15 protein-coding genes and 1 tRNA gene are annotated in these 18,965 nt (G+C 63.2%); 5 read left to right on the top strand and 11 right to left on the bottom strand.

The window, feature by feature from the left end; genetic code table 11:
- Positions 1–44: 44 nt before the first annotated feature.
- A complete protein-coding gene (locus AC07NK_RS07830) occupies positions 45–461 on the top strand; it encodes a DUF2147 domain-containing protein (RefSeq protein WP_495170022.1) in 417 nt (138 codons plus the stop codon).
- 21 nt (positions 462–482) lie between these two features.
- On the opposite strand, the gene AC07NK_RS07825 is transcribed toward AC07NK_RS07830, so the two are convergent.
- The 7 genes from AC07NK_RS07825 to AC07NK_RS07795 all read right to left on the bottom strand — a co-directional run bounded on the left by AC07NK_RS07825 (position 483) and on the right by AC07NK_RS07795 (position 10,265).
- Positions 483–2,810, bottom strand: a complete 2,328-nt coding sequence (locus tag AC07NK_RS07825; RefSeq protein WP_495170021.1) for a porin family protein — start codon at positions 2,808–2,810, stop codon at positions 483–485.
- A gap of 421 nt (positions 2,811–3,231) precedes the next feature.
- Positions 3,232–3,747, bottom strand: a complete 516-nt coding sequence (locus AC07NK_RS07820; protein ID WP_495170020.1) for a PraA/PraB family alkane oxidation protein activator — start codon at positions 3,745–3,747, stop codon at positions 3,232–3,234.
- A 178-nt stretch (positions 3,748–3,925) separates the two neighbouring features.
- Positions 3,926–7,249, bottom strand: a complete 3,324-nt coding sequence (locus tag AC07NK_RS07815; RefSeq protein ID WP_495170019.1) for a TonB-dependent receptor — start codon at positions 7,247–7,249, stop codon at positions 3,926–3,928.
- Positions 7,250–7,332: 83 nt separating this feature from the next.
- On the bottom strand, positions 7,333–8,400 hold the full coding sequence (locus tag AC07NK_RS07810; protein ID WP_495170018.1) for a FecR family protein: 1,068 nt from the start codon (positions 8,398–8,400) through the stop codon (positions 7,333–7,335).
- Positions 8,397–8,891 (bottom strand): RNA polymerase sigma factor, encoded by a 495-nt coding sequence (locus AC07NK_RS07805; RefSeq protein WP_495170017.1) that lies wholly within the window; start codon positions 8,889–8,891, stop codon positions 8,397–8,399. Before AC07NK_RS07805 ends, AC07NK_RS07810 begins: the two co-directional genes overlap by 4 nt.
- Positions 8,892–9,046: 155 nt before the next feature.
- Entirely contained in the window at positions 9,047–10,012 is a 966-nt protein-coding gene (locus AC07NK_RS07800) for an SDR family oxidoreductase (RefSeq protein WP_495170016.1), read from the bottom strand.
- A gap of 165 nt (positions 10,013–10,177) precedes the next feature.
- A tRNA-Ser gene (locus tag AC07NK_RS07795) sits at positions 10,178–10,265 on the bottom strand.
- A gap of 132 nt (positions 10,266–10,397) precedes the next feature.
- On the opposite strand from AC07NK_RS07795, the gene hspQ reads away from it, so the two are divergent.
- The 4 genes from hspQ to AC07NK_RS07775 all read left to right on the top strand — a co-directional run bounded on the left by hspQ (position 10,398) and on the right by AC07NK_RS07775 (position 12,328).
- Positions 10,398–10,778, top strand: coding sequence for a heat shock protein HspQ (gene hspQ / locus AC07NK_RS07790; protein ID WP_495170015.1), 381 nt, complete (start codon positions 10,398–10,400; stop codon positions 10,776–10,778).
- Positions 10,779–10,946: 168 nt separating this feature from the next.
- The gene (rplU, locus tag AC07NK_RS07785) at positions 10,947–11,318 is read left to right on the top strand and encodes a 50S ribosomal protein L21 (protein ID WP_495170014.1); all 372 of its coding nucleotides are present in this window, start codon (positions 10,947–10,949) and stop codon (positions 11,316–11,318) included.
- A 13-nt stretch (positions 11,319–11,331) separates the two neighbouring features.
- On the top strand, positions 11,332–11,601 hold the full coding sequence (gene rpmA / locus AC07NK_RS07780) for a 50S ribosomal protein L27 (RefSeq protein ID WP_495170013.1): 270 nt from the start codon (positions 11,332–11,334) through the stop codon (positions 11,599–11,601).
- Between the two features lie 172 nt (positions 11,602–11,773).
- Entirely contained in the window at positions 11,774–12,328 is a 555-nt protein-coding gene (locus tag AC07NK_RS07775) for a GNAT family N-acetyltransferase (protein WP_495170012.1), read from the top strand.
- A gap of 1 nt (position 12,329) precedes the next feature.
- Here the strand turns inward: AC07NK_RS07775 and AC07NK_RS07770 are convergent, their stop codons facing one another.
- The 4 genes from AC07NK_RS07770 to AC07NK_RS07755 form a co-directional block, all read right to left on the bottom strand.
- Positions 12,330–12,857, bottom strand: a complete 528-nt coding sequence (locus AC07NK_RS07770; protein WP_495170011.1) for a thermonuclease family protein — start codon at positions 12,855–12,857, stop codon at positions 12,330–12,332.
- Positions 12,858–12,871: 14 nt separating this feature from the next.
- Positions 12,872–14,176: an MFS transporter gene (locus AC07NK_RS07765; protein ID WP_495170010.1), complete on the bottom strand. Its 1,305-nt coding sequence runs from the start codon at positions 14,174–14,176 to the stop codon at positions 12,872–12,874.
- Between the two features lie 127 nt (positions 14,177–14,303).
- The gene (locus AC07NK_RS07760; RefSeq protein WP_495170009.1) at positions 14,304–15,767 is read right to left on the bottom strand and encodes an efflux transporter outer membrane subunit; all 1,464 of its coding nucleotides are present in this window, start codon (positions 15,765–15,767) and stop codon (positions 14,304–14,306) included.
- The gene (locus tag AC07NK_RS07755; RefSeq protein WP_495170008.1) at positions 15,764–18,958 is read right to left on the bottom strand and encodes an efflux RND transporter permease subunit; all 3,195 of its coding nucleotides are present in this window, start codon (positions 18,956–18,958) and stop codon (positions 15,764–15,766) included. Before AC07NK_RS07755 ends, AC07NK_RS07760 begins: the two co-directional genes overlap by 4 nt.
- Positions 18,959–18,965 lie beyond the last annotated feature (7 nt).

The raw sequence follows: 18,965 nt of genomic DNA, 5'->3' as shown, positions 1-18,965 counted from the left end.
TTGACCGAGGTCCGATGTTCACACCGCTTCCGCTGTCCCGCAGCATGATCCGCGTCCTTACGATCGTCGCCGGTCTCACGGCCCTCGCATCACCCGCCGCCGCGCGGGACCTGACCGGTATCTGGGCCACCGGCACCGAAGGCGGCCGGGTCCAGATCTATCGCTGTGGCGAGGCGCTGTGCGGCAGGGTCGTCGACGCGGCCCGGCTACGCGCCAACCCGGACCTCACCGATCTGCGCAATTCCGACACGGCTCTGCGCACGCGCAAGCTCAGGGGGCTGGTCGTGCTGCAGGGCTTCACCGGCGGACCGGCGGAATGGCAGGGCGGCCCCGTCTATGACCCCGAGACGGGCAGTGGCGCACGCAAGGGCTATCTGAAGCTGCTTCCCGACGGGAAACTGGAGCTCAAAGGGTGCGTCGCCTTCTTCTGCCGGACCAAGATCTGGACGCGCGTGCGCTGATCCGGACACCCGCGGCGGATGCTAGAATCGCTTCCGGACCGTCAGCCGAACGACCCGGCCCAGCGGGTTGACCTCGTCGCGGCTGAAGCCAGGCGGGGTGCTGCCGTCTTCCAATCTCACCCGGCGATACCCGTTGAGGAGGTTCTGGACCTCAAGCGAGATCTTGAGATTGTCCAGCACCCCACCCTTTTTGACCGAGCGGGTCAGTCGCTCGGGCTCCACGAACATCGACAGGTTGAACATCACCGGCGGCTTGGTGTTTAGGGTCCGGTCGCCGTTGGCGACGCGTGACGCGCTGCTCCAATTTGCGCCCAAGGTGCCCCCCCATCCCCGCTTGCCGGTCGTCGCCTGCACCGACAGGCTGTGGCGGGACTGACCGCTCTCGGACAGTTGATCGATCGCGGGAATACCTGGGTGGGTGAGCAATTCGCTCTTCAGCCGCCACCGGTGCCTGAGCGCGAAACTGAACATCGTGGAAGTCGCGGTCGGCCTGTCCGGAAAGCGCAAAGCGATGCCCGAAGACAGCTCTGACTCGGTCGAGTGGGCAATGTTAATCGGCCGCGCATCGACCGCCGCCAGCCGGCCGTCGGCATCCCGCGTCACGCGTTCAGGAAACGCCGCCTCGATGGCTGGCGTCAGTTCGGGAAGTGCTGCAACGCCGCCCTCGGCGACATCCTGACGATAGCCGATATTCAAAGAAAGCGTTTGTTTTCCAAACGGCCGGACCGTCGCCTCCAGCGCGAGACTCCGCTGGCTTCCCTGCCTGAGCGCCGGATTTCCACCGGTGATCCAGACCACATCGGCCATCTCTCCCCGCGAATAGTCGAAGATCCGGTTGATCGTCGTGACGATCGGGTCGTCCAACTGGTTGAACGACGGTGCGGATTCGGCATGGCCGATCGCCCCCCGAAGCTGGACGTTCGGGCTGGGCATCCAGGTCAGATTGCCGTCATATCGCTTCTGCAGCCGGCTGTTGGTCATCGTCTGTGCGCTGGCAGTCAGATCGAGTCCGATGTTGCCGAGCGACAGGATTTCCCCGTCACCGTCACGTGAGATCGGCAAGCTCAAGGTGAACGCTCCATCCAGGCGATCGAGCGCGCCGCGGCTGCGTATGGCCGGGCCACCAAGATTGTCCGTCTGCCAGTTATCGGATCTGTTGCGGGCTGCATTCACCGAAAAGCTGGCGGAGACCGAACCGGCTGGCAGTTTTACGACCGTTTTCCTGACATTTAGCCGGGTGACGATTCCCTCTCCCTGCGCTCGGTTGCGACGAGCCGTCAGCAGCTGGTCGCTCCACGGCACATAAGGGTTGAAGGACGGGTCTGCGTCATTGACCAGTTGTTGAGCGCGGCCAGTATCGATCCCGCTTTCGAGAAGGCTGCGCGACCAGCTCCGCACATAGTTGATGGAAAAGTCGGTCTGCCAATCTCCAATCGCTCCGCCCAGCGACAGCGACATGCCCAGCGATTCGCTGTCATTGTCGTTGCGGAGCGCGCGCATGCCGGCAAGGGGCCGGATCAAGAGCACGTCGCCGGCAAAAGGGGACCAGGGGCTACTGGCGGGAAGCAGGATGGACGCCATCGGCAGGCCACGGGTCGCGCGGCTGGAACTGCGGCCGGCGTTGATACCGAGAGAAGCCGAAAAGCTGCCCAGGGGACGCGTCAACCCGATACCTGCTACCATGTTGCGCCGCGACGGCATCAGGGTTTCGAACGCGTTCGGATCGAGGGTATCGTTATCGCCGGCGGTGGCGGCGAAGTCCGCGAGCGCCGGCACCCGCGAGAGCATATCGCCCGGAATCGCCGCAGTAGTGACCGGCCTTCCTGCAATTAGGCTGAGCGCCGGATCGACCTCACCGCCGTCCGGGGCGGAAACATATCCGACGCCGTCAAAGACGCCTGGGCGCCGTGGCATGTTCCTGTCGCTCCTGCGCAGGGCGCTGTCATAACTGATGCGCGCTTGTGCGTTCCAGCGCACCGGTCCGTTGATCGACGCGCGCCCGAGGGCCAGGCTGCCGCCATATTGCCCGCCCGCAGTAGCCGCGTTGGTGCCGGCATCGGCGTTCAGACTCGAAAAATGCTTCTTGAGAACCAGATTGACGACCCGCCGCCCCGAAGATTCGCCATAGCGCGCGGCCGCTTCCGGCTTGAGCACGGCAAGGCGGTCCAGCGCCTCCGCTGGATAGGCGAGGATCGATCGGTCGAAGCCTGCAGGCTGGCCATTGATGAGAAGGACCGGCTCCTCCCCGCTATCGCTCATGAACGGCTTGAGACGCGATAACAGGTCCTGGATGCTGTCGGCGCCATGGCTGGCGATCTCTTCTTCGCTGAATTCGGTCTCCGCAGCCACCTTGGCTTCGCCATAACGCTGGCCGACGATAAGGACCTCTTCCTGCGCAAGATCGCCCGGCGGGGCGGGCTCTTCCGAACCCGCCTCCGCGCGGACGCCCCCTTTATCTGCTTGTGCCCGGGCACTGGGGCAGTGTCCGAGAGGCAGCAGAGCAACCCCCAGAAGACCCAGCCGAGCAACGCACACCACTAATTGAAACCGTTCTGTTTCAATGAATCCGTCCCAGGCTCTCGTAGACCCTTACGGATACCACACATTGCAACTCTACTCACCTCTGCAAACGCATCAAGTGGCAATTAGTACCAAGTAATCGTCGAGATGCATTCAGTAGAATGAAAACTATTCAATTAACGCGAACGAGCGCACGATGATCGTGCGCTCGCCGCATTACTTTATCGATAATGATATCGATCGATCGATGTTACCGCGAAAGAATGCCACGGATCTTGCAATGCCCGGTACCTGGATCAACCTCAAGCAGGTCCGACTGACGAGCCGGGAGCGGAGGAGGCGAGAACCCGGTGTCGACGGAGAGGGTTTCCGTGCCGCCGGAAAGGGCGAAGGTCACATCGAGATACCCTTCGCAATCACCGGCCGTAACGGTCGTGTCGACATAAATGCCGCCGAGCCGCCAGACATTGCTGCCGAGGCTCGTCACGGTCCACGGCGTATTCTGGAACACCACCGTGTTGCACAGGTTGAAGATACCCCCCGTCATGACGGGGTTCTGCGCGGTAACATTTCCAGAAGCATCGCGGACAATGTCGATGCTCATAAAGCACGAAAGCTGAGGCCCGGTCCCCTTTTGCACGTCAACGCTAGACGAGCTGAATGTATAAGTTGTGCTATTAGGCGGAGAAGTCCAAGCCTGAGCAGAAGCAGATGACGCAGAGACTAGAGCAATACAAGCAACAGCAGCGCTAAGAAGCTTTTTCATTATCTCTCTCCTACATACATAAAACATTGCTTATGATGCACGGCTTGTATCGATCTCAAATAGAAATCGACTCGGGCCGCTCAGACATAGTACACGCTACACACTTACACACAACATGAATCCAACATGAATTATTCAAATAACATGATAAACTTCATATTGGTTACGAAAAAATACATCAAAACTTCTTCGACATACTGAATCCTATGATACGCGGATCGAGAGTGAATACATTCGCGCTCAGGCCCGTGTCGTCGGCATTAGTGAAGAAGTCCGTGATTGGCGCATCGTCGAACACGTTCTTAACATAGAGCTGGAAGGTCAGGCCGGACGCCGGCCGCGCCAGAGTCACCGCCAGGTTGAGATTGTCCCACGCCTTCAACCGGTCATATTCGGTGTTGTAGATGCGCGCGAAGCTCTTCGACTGCCGGTAATAGTCGCTGCGAAAAGTCAGCTCCCAATTTCCACCGTCGATGAAGAAGGTGTACTGCCCGCCGACATTGAAGGTCATCCGTGGCGAGTTCGGCAATTCATTGCCGGACAGGTCCGCCATGAACCCGCGCCCGCCATTGGGCGCACCGCTGCCGCCCTGATTGATGTTCAGACCGACGGTGGCCGGATTATATGGTGCCAACGGATTATAGGTGAACCCGTAGAACGCATTGAAGGGGATTCCACCCGGAAAGGCCGGATTGAACCCGCCGATACGGTTCGATCCAGGGCAGAATGCCGAAAGTGCGAGGTCACGAAAAGCCGGGTTGCCGCGCATGACACGTTCGACGAGCACCTTCGGCGCGATGCAGTTCGATGGCGCCTGCAACCAGGGACGAAGCACCATCCAGTCGGGATTGCCCTGCGTGCGGTCCATCACGTCGATCGACTGCGAACCGTCCTTCAACCGCGTCTTCAGATAGCCGAGATTGGCGTCGATCCGAAAGGCACGCGAAGGGCGCCAGGCCGCTTCGAACTCCAGGCCCCAAATCGTCGCGTCGAAATTCTCGTTGAACGCGATCCGGTCCACGATCTGCGAGATCTGATAGTCCTTATAGTCATAGTAGAAGGCCGTGCCGTTCAGCGTAAAACGCCCGCCATCGAAGCTGTTCTTGATCCCGATCTCGAATGCATTGAGGAATTCAGGACGGAAGGTCTGCGCCAGAGGCTGATACTGTACGATCGCCGGGTTGATATCGACACGCGGCGGGTTGGCGCCGCCGCCCTTGTACCCCCGCGATGCTGAGGCATAGATCAGCGTATCGTCGGTGAACGACAGGTTCGGCTTCCAATCGAGAACCACGCGCCCGGTGAACTCGCTCCATTCCTGCTCGATGTCCGGAAGCGCGGGATAGCCGCTGTTCACGCGCCCCCCCGTGTTGCTGCCGGGAGCGACAGTCAGCTTCCCGCCGCCAAGCAGCAATTGGCTGGGTATCTGCGTCGAGACTTTCTCGTCCCTTGTATAACGCAAACCCGCGGTCAGCTTCAGATTGCTCGTCAGGTTCCAGTACAGCTCACCAAAAGCCGCATAGGATTTGATACGAATGCCGTTCTGACTCAGGAAGTAGTTGTGCCCCTGATTGTTCAGGCTGCCGATCGGGTTGGGGTCTAGGTAGATGCACTCCTTGGATTCATCCCCAAGCGGACAGCTTCCTCTGACCTTTACACCGGAAACGTTTCCGGTGTTGTAGAACCACTCGGAAAGCAACGAGAACATGTTGTTGAATACGTAATAATCGTCCTGCGATTTGAAATCGAGATAGTTGGCGCCCACGTTGAAATTGACCGGTCCGTCAAAGCTCGATTGCAGCCGCAATTCCTGCGACCATTGACGGCTCGCGGATCGGCTGAGATCCGCCGATATGAGCCGGTCGGAACAACCCAGCTGCGGGTCGCAATAGACGCCGCCGGGCGTCGGCCCGGGAAATGCCGCCGGATTGATCAGTTGATTGAACGAGTTCAGCAACGGCTGGGTGGAACTATTGAAAATCGGGCCGCTGACGAAGCGGTTATAGTCCTGCGTGGAATAGAAGCGATCGCGGGAATAGGCGGTCTGCGACACCAGCTTAAGGCCGTCAGATGGTTCAAACTCGAGGTTGAGCTGAACCACGTCGTTCTTAGACCGGAACACCGGATCATAGCTCGTCGCGATTTCGCGCAGATCCCGCGATTGCACCACGCCGGCAAACGGATTGCCCGGCTTCAGGATATTCACCGGCCGCCGCGTCACGGGGTCGGTGCCGTAGGTGATCCCGTTCGCGGCGATGATGTAGGAAAGCGCAGCCCCGTTGGGCGCGCCGAACGCCGCATCGTCATAGAGCGAACCTGGCAAACAGCCCTGGCTCATCCGGCCCCGGGTGAGCGGGTCGGTGATCGTAACGCCGCCCACCGAAGCGGGTCCGGGATCGGGGGTACACAGGCTCTTGCCAGTACGCGAGCGGTTGTCGTCTTCCTCGAAATGCTGCCAGATCAGATTCGCGCGAAACCTGTCGCTCGGCTCCCAGGCCAGCGTCGCGCGCGTCGACCACAGGTTCCGCCCGTTGACGCGCTGCTTGGTGAAACTGTTGTAGTCGAACCCATCGCGGCTCGTGAAGGCGCCCGCCACGCGGACGCCGAGCGTATCGCTGATCGGGACGTTGAGCATCCCGCCCGCCCGCATCGTGTCGAAGCTGCCGACCTCGAGCTTGGCGTCCATCGCGAAGTCCGGTCCCGGAAGCGCGGGGATCATGTTGACCACACCCGCGGTCGCATTGCGGCCATAGAGCGTGCCCTGCGGGCCGCGCAGCACTTCCACCCGCTGCAAGTCGAAGAATTCCGACTCGAACAACCGGTTCCGGACGAGCGCTGTGTTGTTGAAACTCACTGCAACAGCAGGGTCGCTCGACGCCGAAACGGCCTTGGTCCCGATCCCGCGGATCGAGAAATTGTACATGCTGAAATTGCCCTTGGAGAAGTTGACGTTCGGCACTGCGCGCAGCAGTTCCGAGCCACCCTCGATCTTGCGGTCGTCCAGCGCGCTTCCCGCCAGCGCGGTGATGGCGATCGGAACGTCGGTGATCCGTTCCGCACGCTTCTGCGCGGTTACGATAATCTCAGCATCACCATCGCCATCCTCGGCCACGCCCTCCTGGGTCGCAGCCGGCGCCGCCGCGGGAGGCGGAGCGCTCGGTGCCGAACTGGCCGTCGGCTGGGCCACATTGCCGGCCGGAACGATCACATAAATGCCGCCGTCACGGCGGAAGTTCATGCCCGTTCCCCGCAACAGCGTCTGCAACGCCGCTTCAGGAGCTGAGCGCTGGCGATAGCGCACGCTTCGCTTGCCGCGCATCGCACCGCCGTCGAAAATCACCTGTACGCCCGATGTCCGGGCGAACGCACGGAGCGCGCTGCCAAGATCCTGCGACGGAATATCGAAATCATATACTTGCTGCGCATAAGCCGGCGACGCGGTCGCACTGGCAATTAACGCTACACTCGCCAGCCCAGAAAGCAGGTACGGCCTGTGCGACATCCTCATCTCCCCCGATGTTCGAGGGGTCGATCGTGCCGCCCCTCTTATTCCTAGAGACGCGGGTATGCCGGATTCGCGCCCATTTATTTTGAGGCGAGGGGCTCTTTTCCACTAACGAGCATGACGCCCTTTGCGTCATACTTGGCCGAAAGGGGGAACAACGCCGTCATTCCCCGGACAAAGCTTTGCGTATCGCCCGCATCGAAGACGCCATTCACCAAAAGACGGCCCGCCGCGGCGTCGCCCACTATAATGGGCGTGTCGGTGTAGCGATTGATGCGCTCCACCGCGCGCGCCAGCGGTTCGTCGACAAAGTCGAGCCGCCCGTCTTCCCACGATAGCGACCGGTCCATCTTCGCAGGGAGGACCCGGACCGCGCCGGAAGAAAGGCTGGAGATCAATTCCTGGCCCGGCAGAAGCTGCTCGGTCGCCGCGGCATGCTCAGCGGGCCTGGCCACTTTGGCGGCTACGGTCTTGCCAGCGGCGGACCGGGCGACCACCGCGACCTGCCCTTCATAGAGCAGCACACGCATCTGCCCGCGCAGCAGTTCGACGCTGAAGGCGGTGCCGGTCGCTACGACGGCCTGATTTCCCGCTGTCACGGTAAAGGGGCGCAACGGCTCCTTCGCCACGTCGAATTTTGCACGCCCCCGCTCGAGCGTCAGCGCGCGCCGGTCGTCCGAATAGGAAACGAGGACCCGGCTCGATGCGTCGAGCGAGATGCGCGAGCCATCCTCCAGGCGCACGATCCGCCGTTCGCCGACCCCGGTATCATAAACATCCGCCCCATCGGAAAAGAACCAGAAGCTGCCGCAAACCATCAGGATCAACGCGGCGGCAGCCGCAAAACCGTGGAACCAGCGATTGTGCCGATAGGACGAGGTCTCGTCACGATCCCGCGCATTCTCCATCGTCGTCAGCGCCCGTGCGCGAAGCGACAGGAAGCCCGGCATCTCAGCGATCGTATCGGTGCCCTTCCAGACCGCCACCATCTCGTCGAACACCTGCTGGTGGCGGGGATCGGCGCGGATCCAGGCATCGAACTGTGCCTGTTCCTGATCGGTCAGCGCGCGATCCGCGATGCGCCAGCACCATTCGGCAGCCTGCTCTTCATAGTCCACGGGCGTATCGTCTTGAAACACTGCGGTCATGCCCGGCCTCCCATTCGGCGGGCCAGAAACACCAAAGCGCGGGAGATATGCTTTTCGACGGTACGCACATTGTATCCGAAATTGTCCGCGATGGTCTGCTTCTGGATGTTTTCGACGCGGTACAGGATGAAGATTTGCTGGGTCGGTTCGGGCAGCGCCTGGATGGCCGCCCACAGGATGCCGATGGTTTCGCGCGACGCGGCGATGCGATGCGGGTCGAGGGTATCGACGCCAACCCCGTCTTCCTGCTCGAACGACGCGCGATAGGCGGCGCGCACACGTTCCCGGCGCGATCCGTCGCGCAGCAGGTTGGTCGCGACGCGGAAGATAAAGGCCTCCGTCGATTCAAGAGCATCGATATTGGATTGTGCGAGCCGGACAAACACTTCCTGAGTCAGATCCTCTGCTTCCGCCGGGCTGGCGACCCGCCGCGAGAAAAAGGCGACCAGCGCCGGCCGGAATTGCCGGACTAGTCGTTCCAGATCAGACACTGCCTCGGCTGCCACCCGCTGCCCTCTCCCACCGCTCCTGCACTAATGACGCACATATAGCCGGTTCGCGCCCAAGAATCTTCACGCACCGATATCGAATTGACGCTGCGGAATCCTGCCGTTGCCCGTTTGACGCGGACCTGGTTCGGGCGTGCTCAACGGCCGCCACGCGGATCACTCTGATCCGAAACGTAGACGTGGATATGCTCGCGGGCCCATTGCTCGAAGCTGATGGGGCGGCGACCTATCATCGCCTCCACAGACGGCTCCTGCGCCAAAGTCCACTCGGTCAGTTCGTTCAACCGCGATGCATAGGCCTTCAGCCCATAGAGCGTCACCTGGATGCCGCCGCTTGGCCAACCCTGCCGGCCCCAGGCGTCACGGCTCTGGCTGGCGGTAAGCTCCTGCGTCGCTACCTTGCGGCCGATCGCGTGCTCGATGGCCGCGATGCGGGATCGCGTGCTGATCGGAAGTCCGACAGCTTCCAGAACCCGCCCGGCATACCCCTCCTCGAGCAAGGCGGCGGCTGCGACGGCCGCAAAGTCCGCCTCGTGAATGAAGGGGTAGTAACCACTCTCCAGCAGTGCCTCGCGCACCACCCCCTCGCGACGGATTGATGCCGCCCAGTCTGAGCCCGTCGCTGGGTAGGTTCCTTCAAGGCATGCGCCCATCACCGCTGATGGCCGGATGTGCGTCCACGCCACGCCGCTGGCCTCGACCGCCTTCTCGACGGCGAGCCAGAACCATGTTTCGGGCGGAAACTGCACTTCATATTCTGGCCCGTGCGACGAAAGCACGACGATCCGCTCGACGCCCGCGGCAACGGCGGCCTTGACGACCGCCTTCACGGATCCCGGTTCCGCGCCCGCCAGGAAGACCCTTGCAACACCGGTGAAGGCCGCCGTGGCATCCTGCGGATTCGTAACGGATCCGCGCACGATCTCGACTCCCGGCGGCCAGCCCTCCAGTTGCTCGGGTTCGGCGAGGACGCGAACCGACACGCCGCGGTCGAGCAACTGACCGGCGAGGTGCCGACCGACAAGCCCGGTCGGACTGGCGCCCTCCCGCTTTGAAGGAGCGACCGCGGTCAGCAGAATGACGGGTTGGATTTCAGCGCGCATGCAAGATCCTCGATACCAAACAGGGTAGAGATCTTGCGCCTCATGCTCGGAAGCATGTCAGGTTGCGGATCGACTTAACGCACGCAAGCTAACATCGACGCCTGGCAGGTTTCAAGTGCGCAAGCGGCCGGGTCGGCACATCCGAAGATGAAGGAAAGAAGATCCTGGCGGAGAGGGTGGGATTCGAACCCACGTTACGTTGCCGTAAACCGCATTTCGAGTGCGGCGCGATCGACCACTCTGCCACCTCTCCGCGAGGGGATCCGGGAGCCGGCAATCGCCGGTCCGGTCAGTCGAGCGCGGGCCTCTAAACCAAAGATTCATCCTGCACAAGCGCCCTCCCGCACTTCTTGTGCGGCGCGCAATTCGTACTAGATTGAAGGGTATGAATCGCGCCCATGACTTTCTCGACCTTTCCTCCGCCGGGGTCCCCGTGCCGCCGGTCGCGCACGCACGTTTCAATGTGGGCGATGTGGTGCGGCATCGGATGTTCGACTTCCGCGGCGTGATCTTCGACATCGACCCGGTGTTCGCCAACAGCGACGAATGGTATGAAGCGATCCCGGAGGACGTCCGTCCCCGCAAGGACCAGCCTTTCTACCATTTGCTCGCCGAGAACGCCGAGTCGAGCTACGTCGCCTATGTCAGCCAGCAGAATCTGGTCACCGACGACAGCGACGAACCGGTCAACCATCCCGCGATCGGCGGATTGTTCGAGCAATATAGCGATGGCCGCTACCAGCTGAAGCGCGAGCACCGGCACTAGGGCGTGGATGCGTCCGGCCGCACATCGCGATGCCGGACTGTGCGGCGGGCAAATGCCCGGGAATAACCAGACTCAGGTTGACTTGGGCGGGCGATTCGCATAGTCGCGCCCTTCCTCCCGCCGGGCCAGCCCTGCGCGGGCACATGCTTTTGAATTGAGAAGAGGCCCATGTTCGCAATCGTGCGCACGGGCGGCAAGCAGTATCGCGTTGCCGCAGGAGACAAGATCGTCGTCGAGAAGCTCGACGGTGAAGCAGGTTCGTCGATCACGCTCGGCGATGTTCTGCTCGCCGGCGAAGGTTCGGAGCTGAAGCCCACCGACGGTCTGACCGTCTCTGCCGAGATCATCGCGCAGGCGAAGGGCGAGAAGGTCATCATCTTCAAGAAGCGCCGCCGCCACAATTATCGCCGTAAGAACGGCCATCGCCAGAACCACACGATCCTGAAGATCACCGCGATCGGTGCTCAGGAGAAGAAGGCAAAGGCGAAGAAGGCCGATGCGGCGCCGGCGGAAGCCGCTGCCCCGGCTGCGGAAGCGTAAGGAGTAACGCGAAATGGCACATAAGAAAGCAGGCGGCTCTTCGCGTAACGGTCGCGACTCGCATTCCAAGCGCCTTGGCGTGAAGCTGTTCGGCGGCCAGGTCGCCATTGCCGGCAACATCCTCGTCCGCCAGCGCGGTACGAAGTTCTACCCGGGCACCAATGTCGGCATCGGCAAGGATCATACGCTGTTCGCGCTGATCGACGGCCGCGTACGATTCCACGACGGTAAGCTCGGCCGCAAATTCTGCTCGGTCGAGATGATTGCGGCGGCAGCCGAATAACATTGGGTAACCAGCCGGGTTGCCCGCCAGGGTGATCCGGGTCTCCGCTTCAGGAGACCGAAAAAAGGGAGACGGGTCGCCCCGGTCTCCCTTTTTCTTTGCTCCCTCCCACCGAAATCGTCGCTGTTCCGTCATCAAATCGGGCCAGTGGCGAGACGCGAGGAGAGTATCGATGTTCGCGAGAACGCAAAGACTAATGCTGCGGCCCGGCTGGATCGAGGATGCGCCCGAACTCGCCCGCGCGATCGGGCATCACGAGGTTGTCAGCAACCTCGGTCGCGCACCCTGGCCCTACACGCTCGGCGACGCACAGGCATTCCTGTCCGGGCCGGAGCGTATGCGCCGAACCAGCTTCCTGATCTGCGCACTGGACGACGGCATCAGCCGCATCGTCGGCGGAGTCGGCTTTGGCCCGTATGACAACGAGCCGCATGAAATGGGCTATTGGATCACCCCCGATGCCTGGGGCCGCGGCTATGCGACCGAAGCGGGCGAAGCAGTGATCGCGATCGCCCGGACGCTGCGCATCCCCCGGCTTGCCGCGGGCCACTATATCGATAACCCCGCCTCGGGCCGGGTGCTGCGCAAGCTCGGCTTTCGGCCGACCGGTCGCATCGTCCCGCGCTTCTCACGCGGGCGCGGCGGCGAAGTGCAGTGCGTCGAGTACGAACAAAGCCTGTCGGACAAAGGCCGGAGCGACGATCCCTGCGATCGAATAGCGGCCTGAGCTAACCAGCCGGCGTCGATGGCGCGCTGCGCGGATGCGCGGCGCGCCATTGTGCGGGCCGCTCAAAGCTTCCTCGCCAGATACCGCGCTTCGCCTGCTGCGCGGCCCGCTGCTCAACTACATAGTCCCCTTCACGATCGCCATCCCCGCTGACCGCCCACCCCTGCTCCACCAGCGCCGCGCCGATATCCTCCAAGCCCTTGACCGAGCAGGTCGATACCGCGCGGCCGAAATTGTCGGTGGCGTGCGCCGCGCAAGCCAGTTCGCCCTTCCCCACCAGCGCCGCAAGCGCGTTGCGTGCCTCGACGCCGCAGCGCCATTCGCCGCCTTCGGGCGCGCGACAAGGCTGCTGATACTCCACCGCGTCGATCCCCTGAAGTCGCACCGTTCGCGTACCGATGCGCAGGCTGTCGCCGTCGATCACCTGAACGGCGGCACCGTCCGCCACAAGGCGTTCGGGCGGGGTACGAAACTCGGCGACCACGAACATCAGCATGAACAACAGCGCCAGCACGGCCAGTTGCCGCAACCAGCGCCCCGGCCTCATGCCGCGGGCGTTTCCCGCGCATAGGCTGCCGAAAGCTGGCGATAGGCACGCGAACCGAACGCCGCGAACGCCACCACCACCCCGATCAGCCCCGCGATCGTAAATACCAGCGCCATCCCGCGCTCCGGCCCGCGGCCATACCAGTCACCGATCGCATCGGCCCCAGCCCCATCGGTCATGAACGGGATGAAGATGAACTGGGTGAGCGGCGCGATCAGGAACGCCGTGAGCGGCGATGCTGCCTGCTCGATCGACTGGGCAAAACCAAACACCCTGCCCTGCCGCTCGAACGGCACCACCTTCTGCAACGTCGTCTGTTCCGCTGCCTCGGCATAGGGGCCAAGGAACAGCCAGATGAAACAGCCGGCAGCAAGCAATGCGATCGAGGACTGGATCGTGAACACTGCCGCGACCGCCCAGACGATCACATTCACCATCAGCAGCGTCCTGAGCGGGCTACGCCCCAGCCCCGTGCGCGAGATCAACAGGCCCGACAGGATGAACGCACAGGAGGTGAATGCCCAAAGCAGCCCCCACGCCTCGACCTTCATCAGCGACAGGCCGTAGGCGTCCATCAGCGCCATGAAGACGCCGCCCAGCAGGTTGTTGAAGGCCGCAAAGAAAATCAGCGCAAACAGGCCCGGCACCGCCGCAACGACCCGGATCGTGCCCGCAAGATCGACGCGTTTGGGTTCGTCATGCGTGTCCGCCGCAACCTGTTCGTCCACGCGAATGAAGCTGAGATGGAACATCGCCAGCGCCGACAGCGCGATCGCGAATCCCAGCGTGGCGACCATTCCGCCCCACGCCACCAGAAACCCGCTGATCGCCGAGGTGGTGAGGAATCCGATCCCCGTCACCATACCGACCAGACCATTGGCCTTATCGCGCCGGTCCTCGGGGACCAGCAGCGTCACCAGCGTCGGCAGCGCAATGTTGCGAAGGTTGCCTGCGATGACGCCGAGCATCACTGCGAACAGGAACAGCCACAGCGGCACGGCGGCGATACGGGCCATGCTCGCTTCAGGCGCGAGCAAATAGCCCGCCAGCGCCAGTGCATAGAGCAGCAGCGAGGCGGCGCTCGACACCATCATCACGCGCGTCTTGCGGTGATGATCGACCACGCTGCCGAACCAGATCGCAAAGGCCGCGGTCAGCACCAGATACATGCCCGCAATCATCCCGGTCGCGAACACCGATTTGGTCTCGAGGAACACCCAAAAGGTCACCGCAAACCACACGGTGAAGTTGGTGATGTTCGCGATCAGATTGTTGATCAGCAGATGATGGAAGGGCGTCATCGGGTCCTCCGGTCGGCACGATGGCGGTTTCCGCGCGCCAGTTCTACCCCGGAGGACGGAGCCGGACGTCCGCCGCCATCACGCAACACGCGGCGGACGCCCGACTCCTGGGGTTCAGGGCTTTGCCCTAAGGGGTAGCAGCAACAGCCTCACGCCGGACCGGCGCAGGCGCGCCTTCCCAGCCGCCGCCCAGCGCCTTGAACAGAGCGACTTGTGCTTCCGCCAGCGCGGCGTTGGATTGGGCGAGCGCCCCGCGCGCACCTGCGCGATCCCGCTCGGCATCGATCCGCTGGAGCAGGCTGTCGCGGCCTGCATCGAAGCGCAGGATCGCGATCCGCGCGGCGTTGGTCGCCGCCGTGTCGGCGCGGCGCAGCGCGACGTTGCGCTCGATCTCGCCCGAATAGCGCGCCAATGCCTGCTCGACCTCGCGAAGTGCGGTCAGCACGGTTCCGTCGAACGCCGCGAGCGAACCCTCGGCGCCGGCTTCGGCCTGACGGATCTGCGCGCGCGCCGCGGTGATGTTAGGGAAACTCCAGCTGAGCAGCGGCCCGAGCGAGAAGTTGAACGACGAGCTCTTGCCAAGATTGTCGAGGCTCTGCGAACCGAGCGACACCGATCCCAGCAGCCGGATCGAGGGATAGAGCGACGCCGTCGCCACACCCACCCGCGCCGTGTCCGCCGCAAGCGCCCGTTCGGCCTGGCGCACATCGGGTCGCCGCGCGAGCAGTGCCTGCCCGTCGCCGACCGGGATCAGGTCGGAAACGCCCGGTGGGGTCGCGCACGCGTTCGCCTCATTGTCCAGCTCGGCTGGCGGCTTACCGGTCAGCGTCGCCAGCGCGTAGAGCGCCGCGCGCCGCTCGGCCTCGAACGCCGGCACCTGCGCGCGGGCATTCTCGGTCAGCACCCGCGCCTGATCGATGTCGCGCGCGGTGCCGCGCCCGGCCTCGACCAGCCGCTGGGTCAGGTCGAAGGTGCGCGTCTGCAACTCCACCGTCTCACGAGCGACCTGCGCCTGAGCTGCGAAGCCGCACGCCGCGGCATAGGTCCGCGCCGTTTCCGCCGCGACCGCAACACGCGCGCCATCGAGCGCGGCCTGCGCCGCCTCGGTGTCACCGCGCGACGCCTCAATCGACCGGCTCACCCGTCCGAACAGGTCGACCTCGTACGAAGCGTCGAAGCCCAGCCGGAAGAAGTCGTTCTCGATCCCGTTCACGCCCGGTGGCAGCGCACCCTGGGCGCTTTCCGCGCCGGTCCGCTGGCGGGTATACTGGCCCTGAAGCGTCGTTCCCGGCAAACGCTGCCCGCGCGATTCCGAGAGAATCGCACGCGCGCGCTTGAGGTTCGCCGATGCCTGACGAATGTCGGTGTTGTGGGTCAACGCCTCCACCACCAGCCGGTCGAGCACCGGGTCCTTGAACAGCCGCCACCATTCGCCCTCGACCGCACCCGGCGACACCTTGGTCAGACCGGGATCGACAAAGGCCGCGGCCGCGGTGGGCGGCGTTGCGGGGCGCTCATAGTTCGGCCCCACCGCGCAGCCCGCCAGCAGCGAACCCGCCAGCAACGGAGCAATCAGACTGAGGCGCTTCATTCTGCAGGCTCCACTACGGGTTCTTTGGGATCGTGGGGTTTGTGACGCAGCTGCTTCATCCTGGCCGACGACCAGTCACCAAGTTTGCGGCAAATGACATAGAAGGCCGGAGTGAAGAGCAGGCCGAAGATCGTCACGCCGATCATGCCGAAGAACACCGCGACGCCCAGCGCCTGGCGAAGCTCCGCCGCCGCCCCGGTCGCGATCACCAGCGGCAACACGCCCAGGATGAACGCGATCGACGTCATGATGATCGGGCGCATACGCTGGTGCGCCGCGTGCTTCGCGGCCTCCCACATATCCATGCCCTCATCCTCGTTCTGGCGCGCGAACTCGACGATCAGGATCGCGTTCTTCGCCGCCAGACCGATCAGCACGATCAGGCCGATCTGGGTCAGGATGTTGTTGTCCATCCCCATCACGTTGACCCCCACGATCGCGGCGAGCAGACACATCGGCACGATCAGGATCACCGCCAGCGGCAACACCAGGCTCTCATAGAGCGCGGCGAGCAGCAGGAAGACGAACACCACCGCCAGCGCAAAGGCGAGGACGCCGGTATTGCCCGCCTGGCGTTGTTCGAACGCCAGTTCGGTCCATTCGAAGCCCATGCCGCGTGGCAGGGTCTTTGCCGCCAGTGCCTCCATCGACTCGAGCGACTGGCCGGTCGAATAGCCAGGCTTGGTGTCACCCATCAGCTCAGCCGCCGGATAGAGGTTGAAGCGAACGACACGATAGGGGCCACTGTCGCTCTTGAGCGACATCACCGAGCTCATCGGCACCATCTCGCCCGACGCCGAACGTGTCTTCAGCACCTGGATATCGGACGGATCGTCGCGATAGGGCGCGTCCGCCTGCGCCGTAACGCGGAACGTGCGGCCCAGATAGTTGAAGTCGTTGACATAGGCCGAACCCAGGTACGAGCCGAGCGTCGAGAAGATGTTCTGAACCGGCACGCCCATCCGCTCAGCCCGCTCGCGGTCGACATCGGCGGTCAGGCGCGGCGTCCCGGTGTTGAACTGCGTGAAGGCATTCGTGACGCTTTCCTGCTGGTTGGCGCCCATCATCATGCCCATCGCCGCTTGCGCCAGCGCGTGATAGCCCTGTCCGCTACGGTCCTGGACCATCATCTTGAACCCGCCGCCGGTACCGATGCCCGGCACGGGTGGCGGCGCGATGATGAACAGATTGCCACCCTTGATCCCTGCGAACGCGCCATAAAGCGCGCCCTGGATCTCATCGGCGGTCTGGTCGCGGTCGGCGTGCGGCTGCAAGCCGAAGAACACGACGCCGGCGTTGGGTGCGGTCGAGAAGCTCGCACCGTCGAGACCGGCGAAGCCCACCGAGTATTTCATCCCCGGCACCTTGCTGGCGGCGGCGATCGCCTCGCGCACCACGGCATCGGTGCGCTGGAGCGAAGAGCCCGGCGGCAACGAGACCACACCGATCAGATACCCCTGATCCTGCGCCGGGATGAAGCCCGACGGGGTGGCCGTGAAGCGCCAGCCTGCGACAAGGATCAGCGCGACATAGACCACGCCGACCAGCATCAGCGCGCGGACGAGCTTCGCGGTAAGCTGGCCGTACTTCTCCGACAACCAGTTGAAGCCGTCGTTGAACTTCGTACCGGCGCGCGGAAGGAACCCGCGCCAGCCCTCGGGCGGAACGCTGTCATGCCCCTTATGCTTGAGCACGAGCGCACACATTGCCGGCGAAAGCGTCAGCGACACAAAGGCCGAGATGATCGTCGCCGAAGCGATGGTGATCGCGAACTGCTGATAGAAGGCGCCGGAAATGCCCGGGATGAACATGGTCGGGATGAACACGCCGACCAGCACCAGGCTGATCGCGATGATCGCCCCGGACACCTCGTCCATCGTCTCGTGCGCCGCCTCGCGCGGAGACAGGCCCTTTTCTTCCATCAATCGTTCGACATTCTCGACCACCACGATCGCGTCATCGACGACGATACCGATCGCCAGCACGAGGCCGAACAAGGACAGCGTGTTGAGTGAGTAGCCAAAGACCAGCAACACCGCGAAGGCACCGACCAGCGACACCGGGATCGCGATGATCGGGATGATCGCCGCGCGCCAGCTCTGGAGGAAAACGATGACCACCAGGACCACCAGGATCAGCGCTTCGATCAGCGTCTTCTCCACCGCGGTGATCGACTCGTCGATATACTCGGTCGGGTTATAGTCGATCGAGTATTTCATCCCCTGCGGGAAGTCTTTGGCAAGGGTGTCGAGCTCGGCCTTCACCGCCGCGGCGGTCGCCAGCGCGTTCGATCCGGGCAGCTGAAACACACCCACGCCGACGGCGCGCTTGTCGTTCAGATAGCCGTTGAAGCTATAGTCCTGCGCGCCCAGCTCGATGCGGGCGACATCGCGCAGATGCGTCAGCTTGCCCTCGGCATCGCGCTTGATGACGACGCTGCCGAATTCTTCCGGGGTGGTCAGGCGGCCCTTGGCCTGCACGCCCAGCTCGAACGCGGGGCTGGCCTTGCCATAGGGCGGCTGACCGACCGCGCCGGCAGCAACCTGCACGTTCTGCGCGCGGACGGCATTGACCACCTCGTCAACGGTCATGTCGCGCGCGGCCGCAAGGCCGGGATCGATCCACAGCCGCATATTATAGTCGCGGCCACCGAACGCCTGTGCCTGGCCGACGCCCGGAATACGCGCGATGCGGTCCTGCACCTGCAGGGTCACGTAGTTGGAGATATACTGGATATCGAGGCTGTTGTCGGGCGAGGTGAAGAACGCGACCATCAGGAAGTCAGGCGAGTTCTTGTTCACCGTGATGCCCATACGCCGGACATCCTCCGGCAGGCGCGGCTCGGCCTGCTGGACACGGTTCTGCACAAGGACCTGCGCCTGATCGACGTCAGTGCCCTGCTTGAACGCGATCGTGATCTGCGTCTGGCCGTTACCCGTCGAGGATGATGTCATGTACATCATGTTCTCGACGCCGTTGATCGCCTGTTCGATCGGCGCGGCAACGGTCTCCGCCAGCGTCTCTGCGCTCGCGCCCGGATAGGTGGCGGTCACCACCACCGTCGGTGGGGCGATGTTCGGATATTGGGCGATCGGCAGCGACGGATAGGCGATGGCGCCGACGATCACGATCAGGATCGAGAGCACCGCCGCGAAGATCGGCCGCTCGATGAAGAAATGCGGAAATTTCATCGTGTCG

The sequence above is a fragment of the Sphingomonas sp. GW821-FHT09B04 genome (genome assembly GCF_059418285.1).
Note: the sequence above shows the minus strand (reverse complement) of the source record. Positions and strands in the feature narration are given on the sequence as shown.

Coding starts and splice junctions, on each gene's coding strand:
- AC07NK_RS07830 (WP_495170022.1), top strand. CDS start 45: ATGATCCGCGTCCTTACGATCGTCGCCGGTCTCACGGCCCTCGCATCA.
- AC07NK_RS07820 (WP_495170020.1), bottom strand. CDS start 3,747: ATGAAAAAGCTTCTTAGCGCTGCTGTTGCTTGTATTGCTCTAGTCTCT.
- AC07NK_RS07815 (WP_495170019.1), bottom strand. CDS start 7,249: ATGTCGCACAGGCCGTACCTGCTTTCTGGGCTGGCGAGTGTAGCGTTA.
- AC07NK_RS07810 (WP_495170018.1), bottom strand. CDS start 8,400: ATGACCGCAGTGTTTCAAGACGATACGCCCGTGGACTATGAAGAGCAG.
- AC07NK_RS07800 (WP_495170016.1), bottom strand. CDS start 10,012: ATGCGCGCTGAAATCCAACCCGTCATTCTGCTGACCGCGGTCGCTCCT.
- hspQ (WP_495170015.1), top strand. CDS start 10,398: ATGAATCGCGCCCATGACTTTCTCGACCTTTCCTCCGCCGGGGTCCCC.
- rplU (WP_495170014.1), top strand. CDS start 10,947: ATGTTCGCAATCGTGCGCACGGGCGGCAAGCAGTATCGCGTTGCCGCA.
- rpmA (WP_495170013.1), top strand. CDS start 11,332: ATGGCACATAAGAAAGCAGGCGGCTCTTCGCGTAACGGTCGCGACTCG.
- AC07NK_RS07775 (WP_495170012.1), top strand. CDS start 11,774: ATGTTCGCGAGAACGCAAAGACTAATGCTGCGGCCCGGCTGGATCGAG.
- AC07NK_RS07765 (WP_495170010.1), bottom strand. CDS start 14,176: ATGACGCCCTTCCATCATCTGCTGATCAACAATCTGATCGCGAACATC.
- AC07NK_RS07760 (WP_495170009.1), bottom strand. CDS start 15,767: ATGAAGCGCCTCAGTCTGATTGCTCCGTTGCTGGCGGGTTCGCTGCTG.
- AC07NK_RS07755 (WP_495170008.1), bottom strand. CDS start 18,958: ATGAAATTTCCGCATTTCTTCATCGAGCGGCCGATCTTCGCGGCGGTG.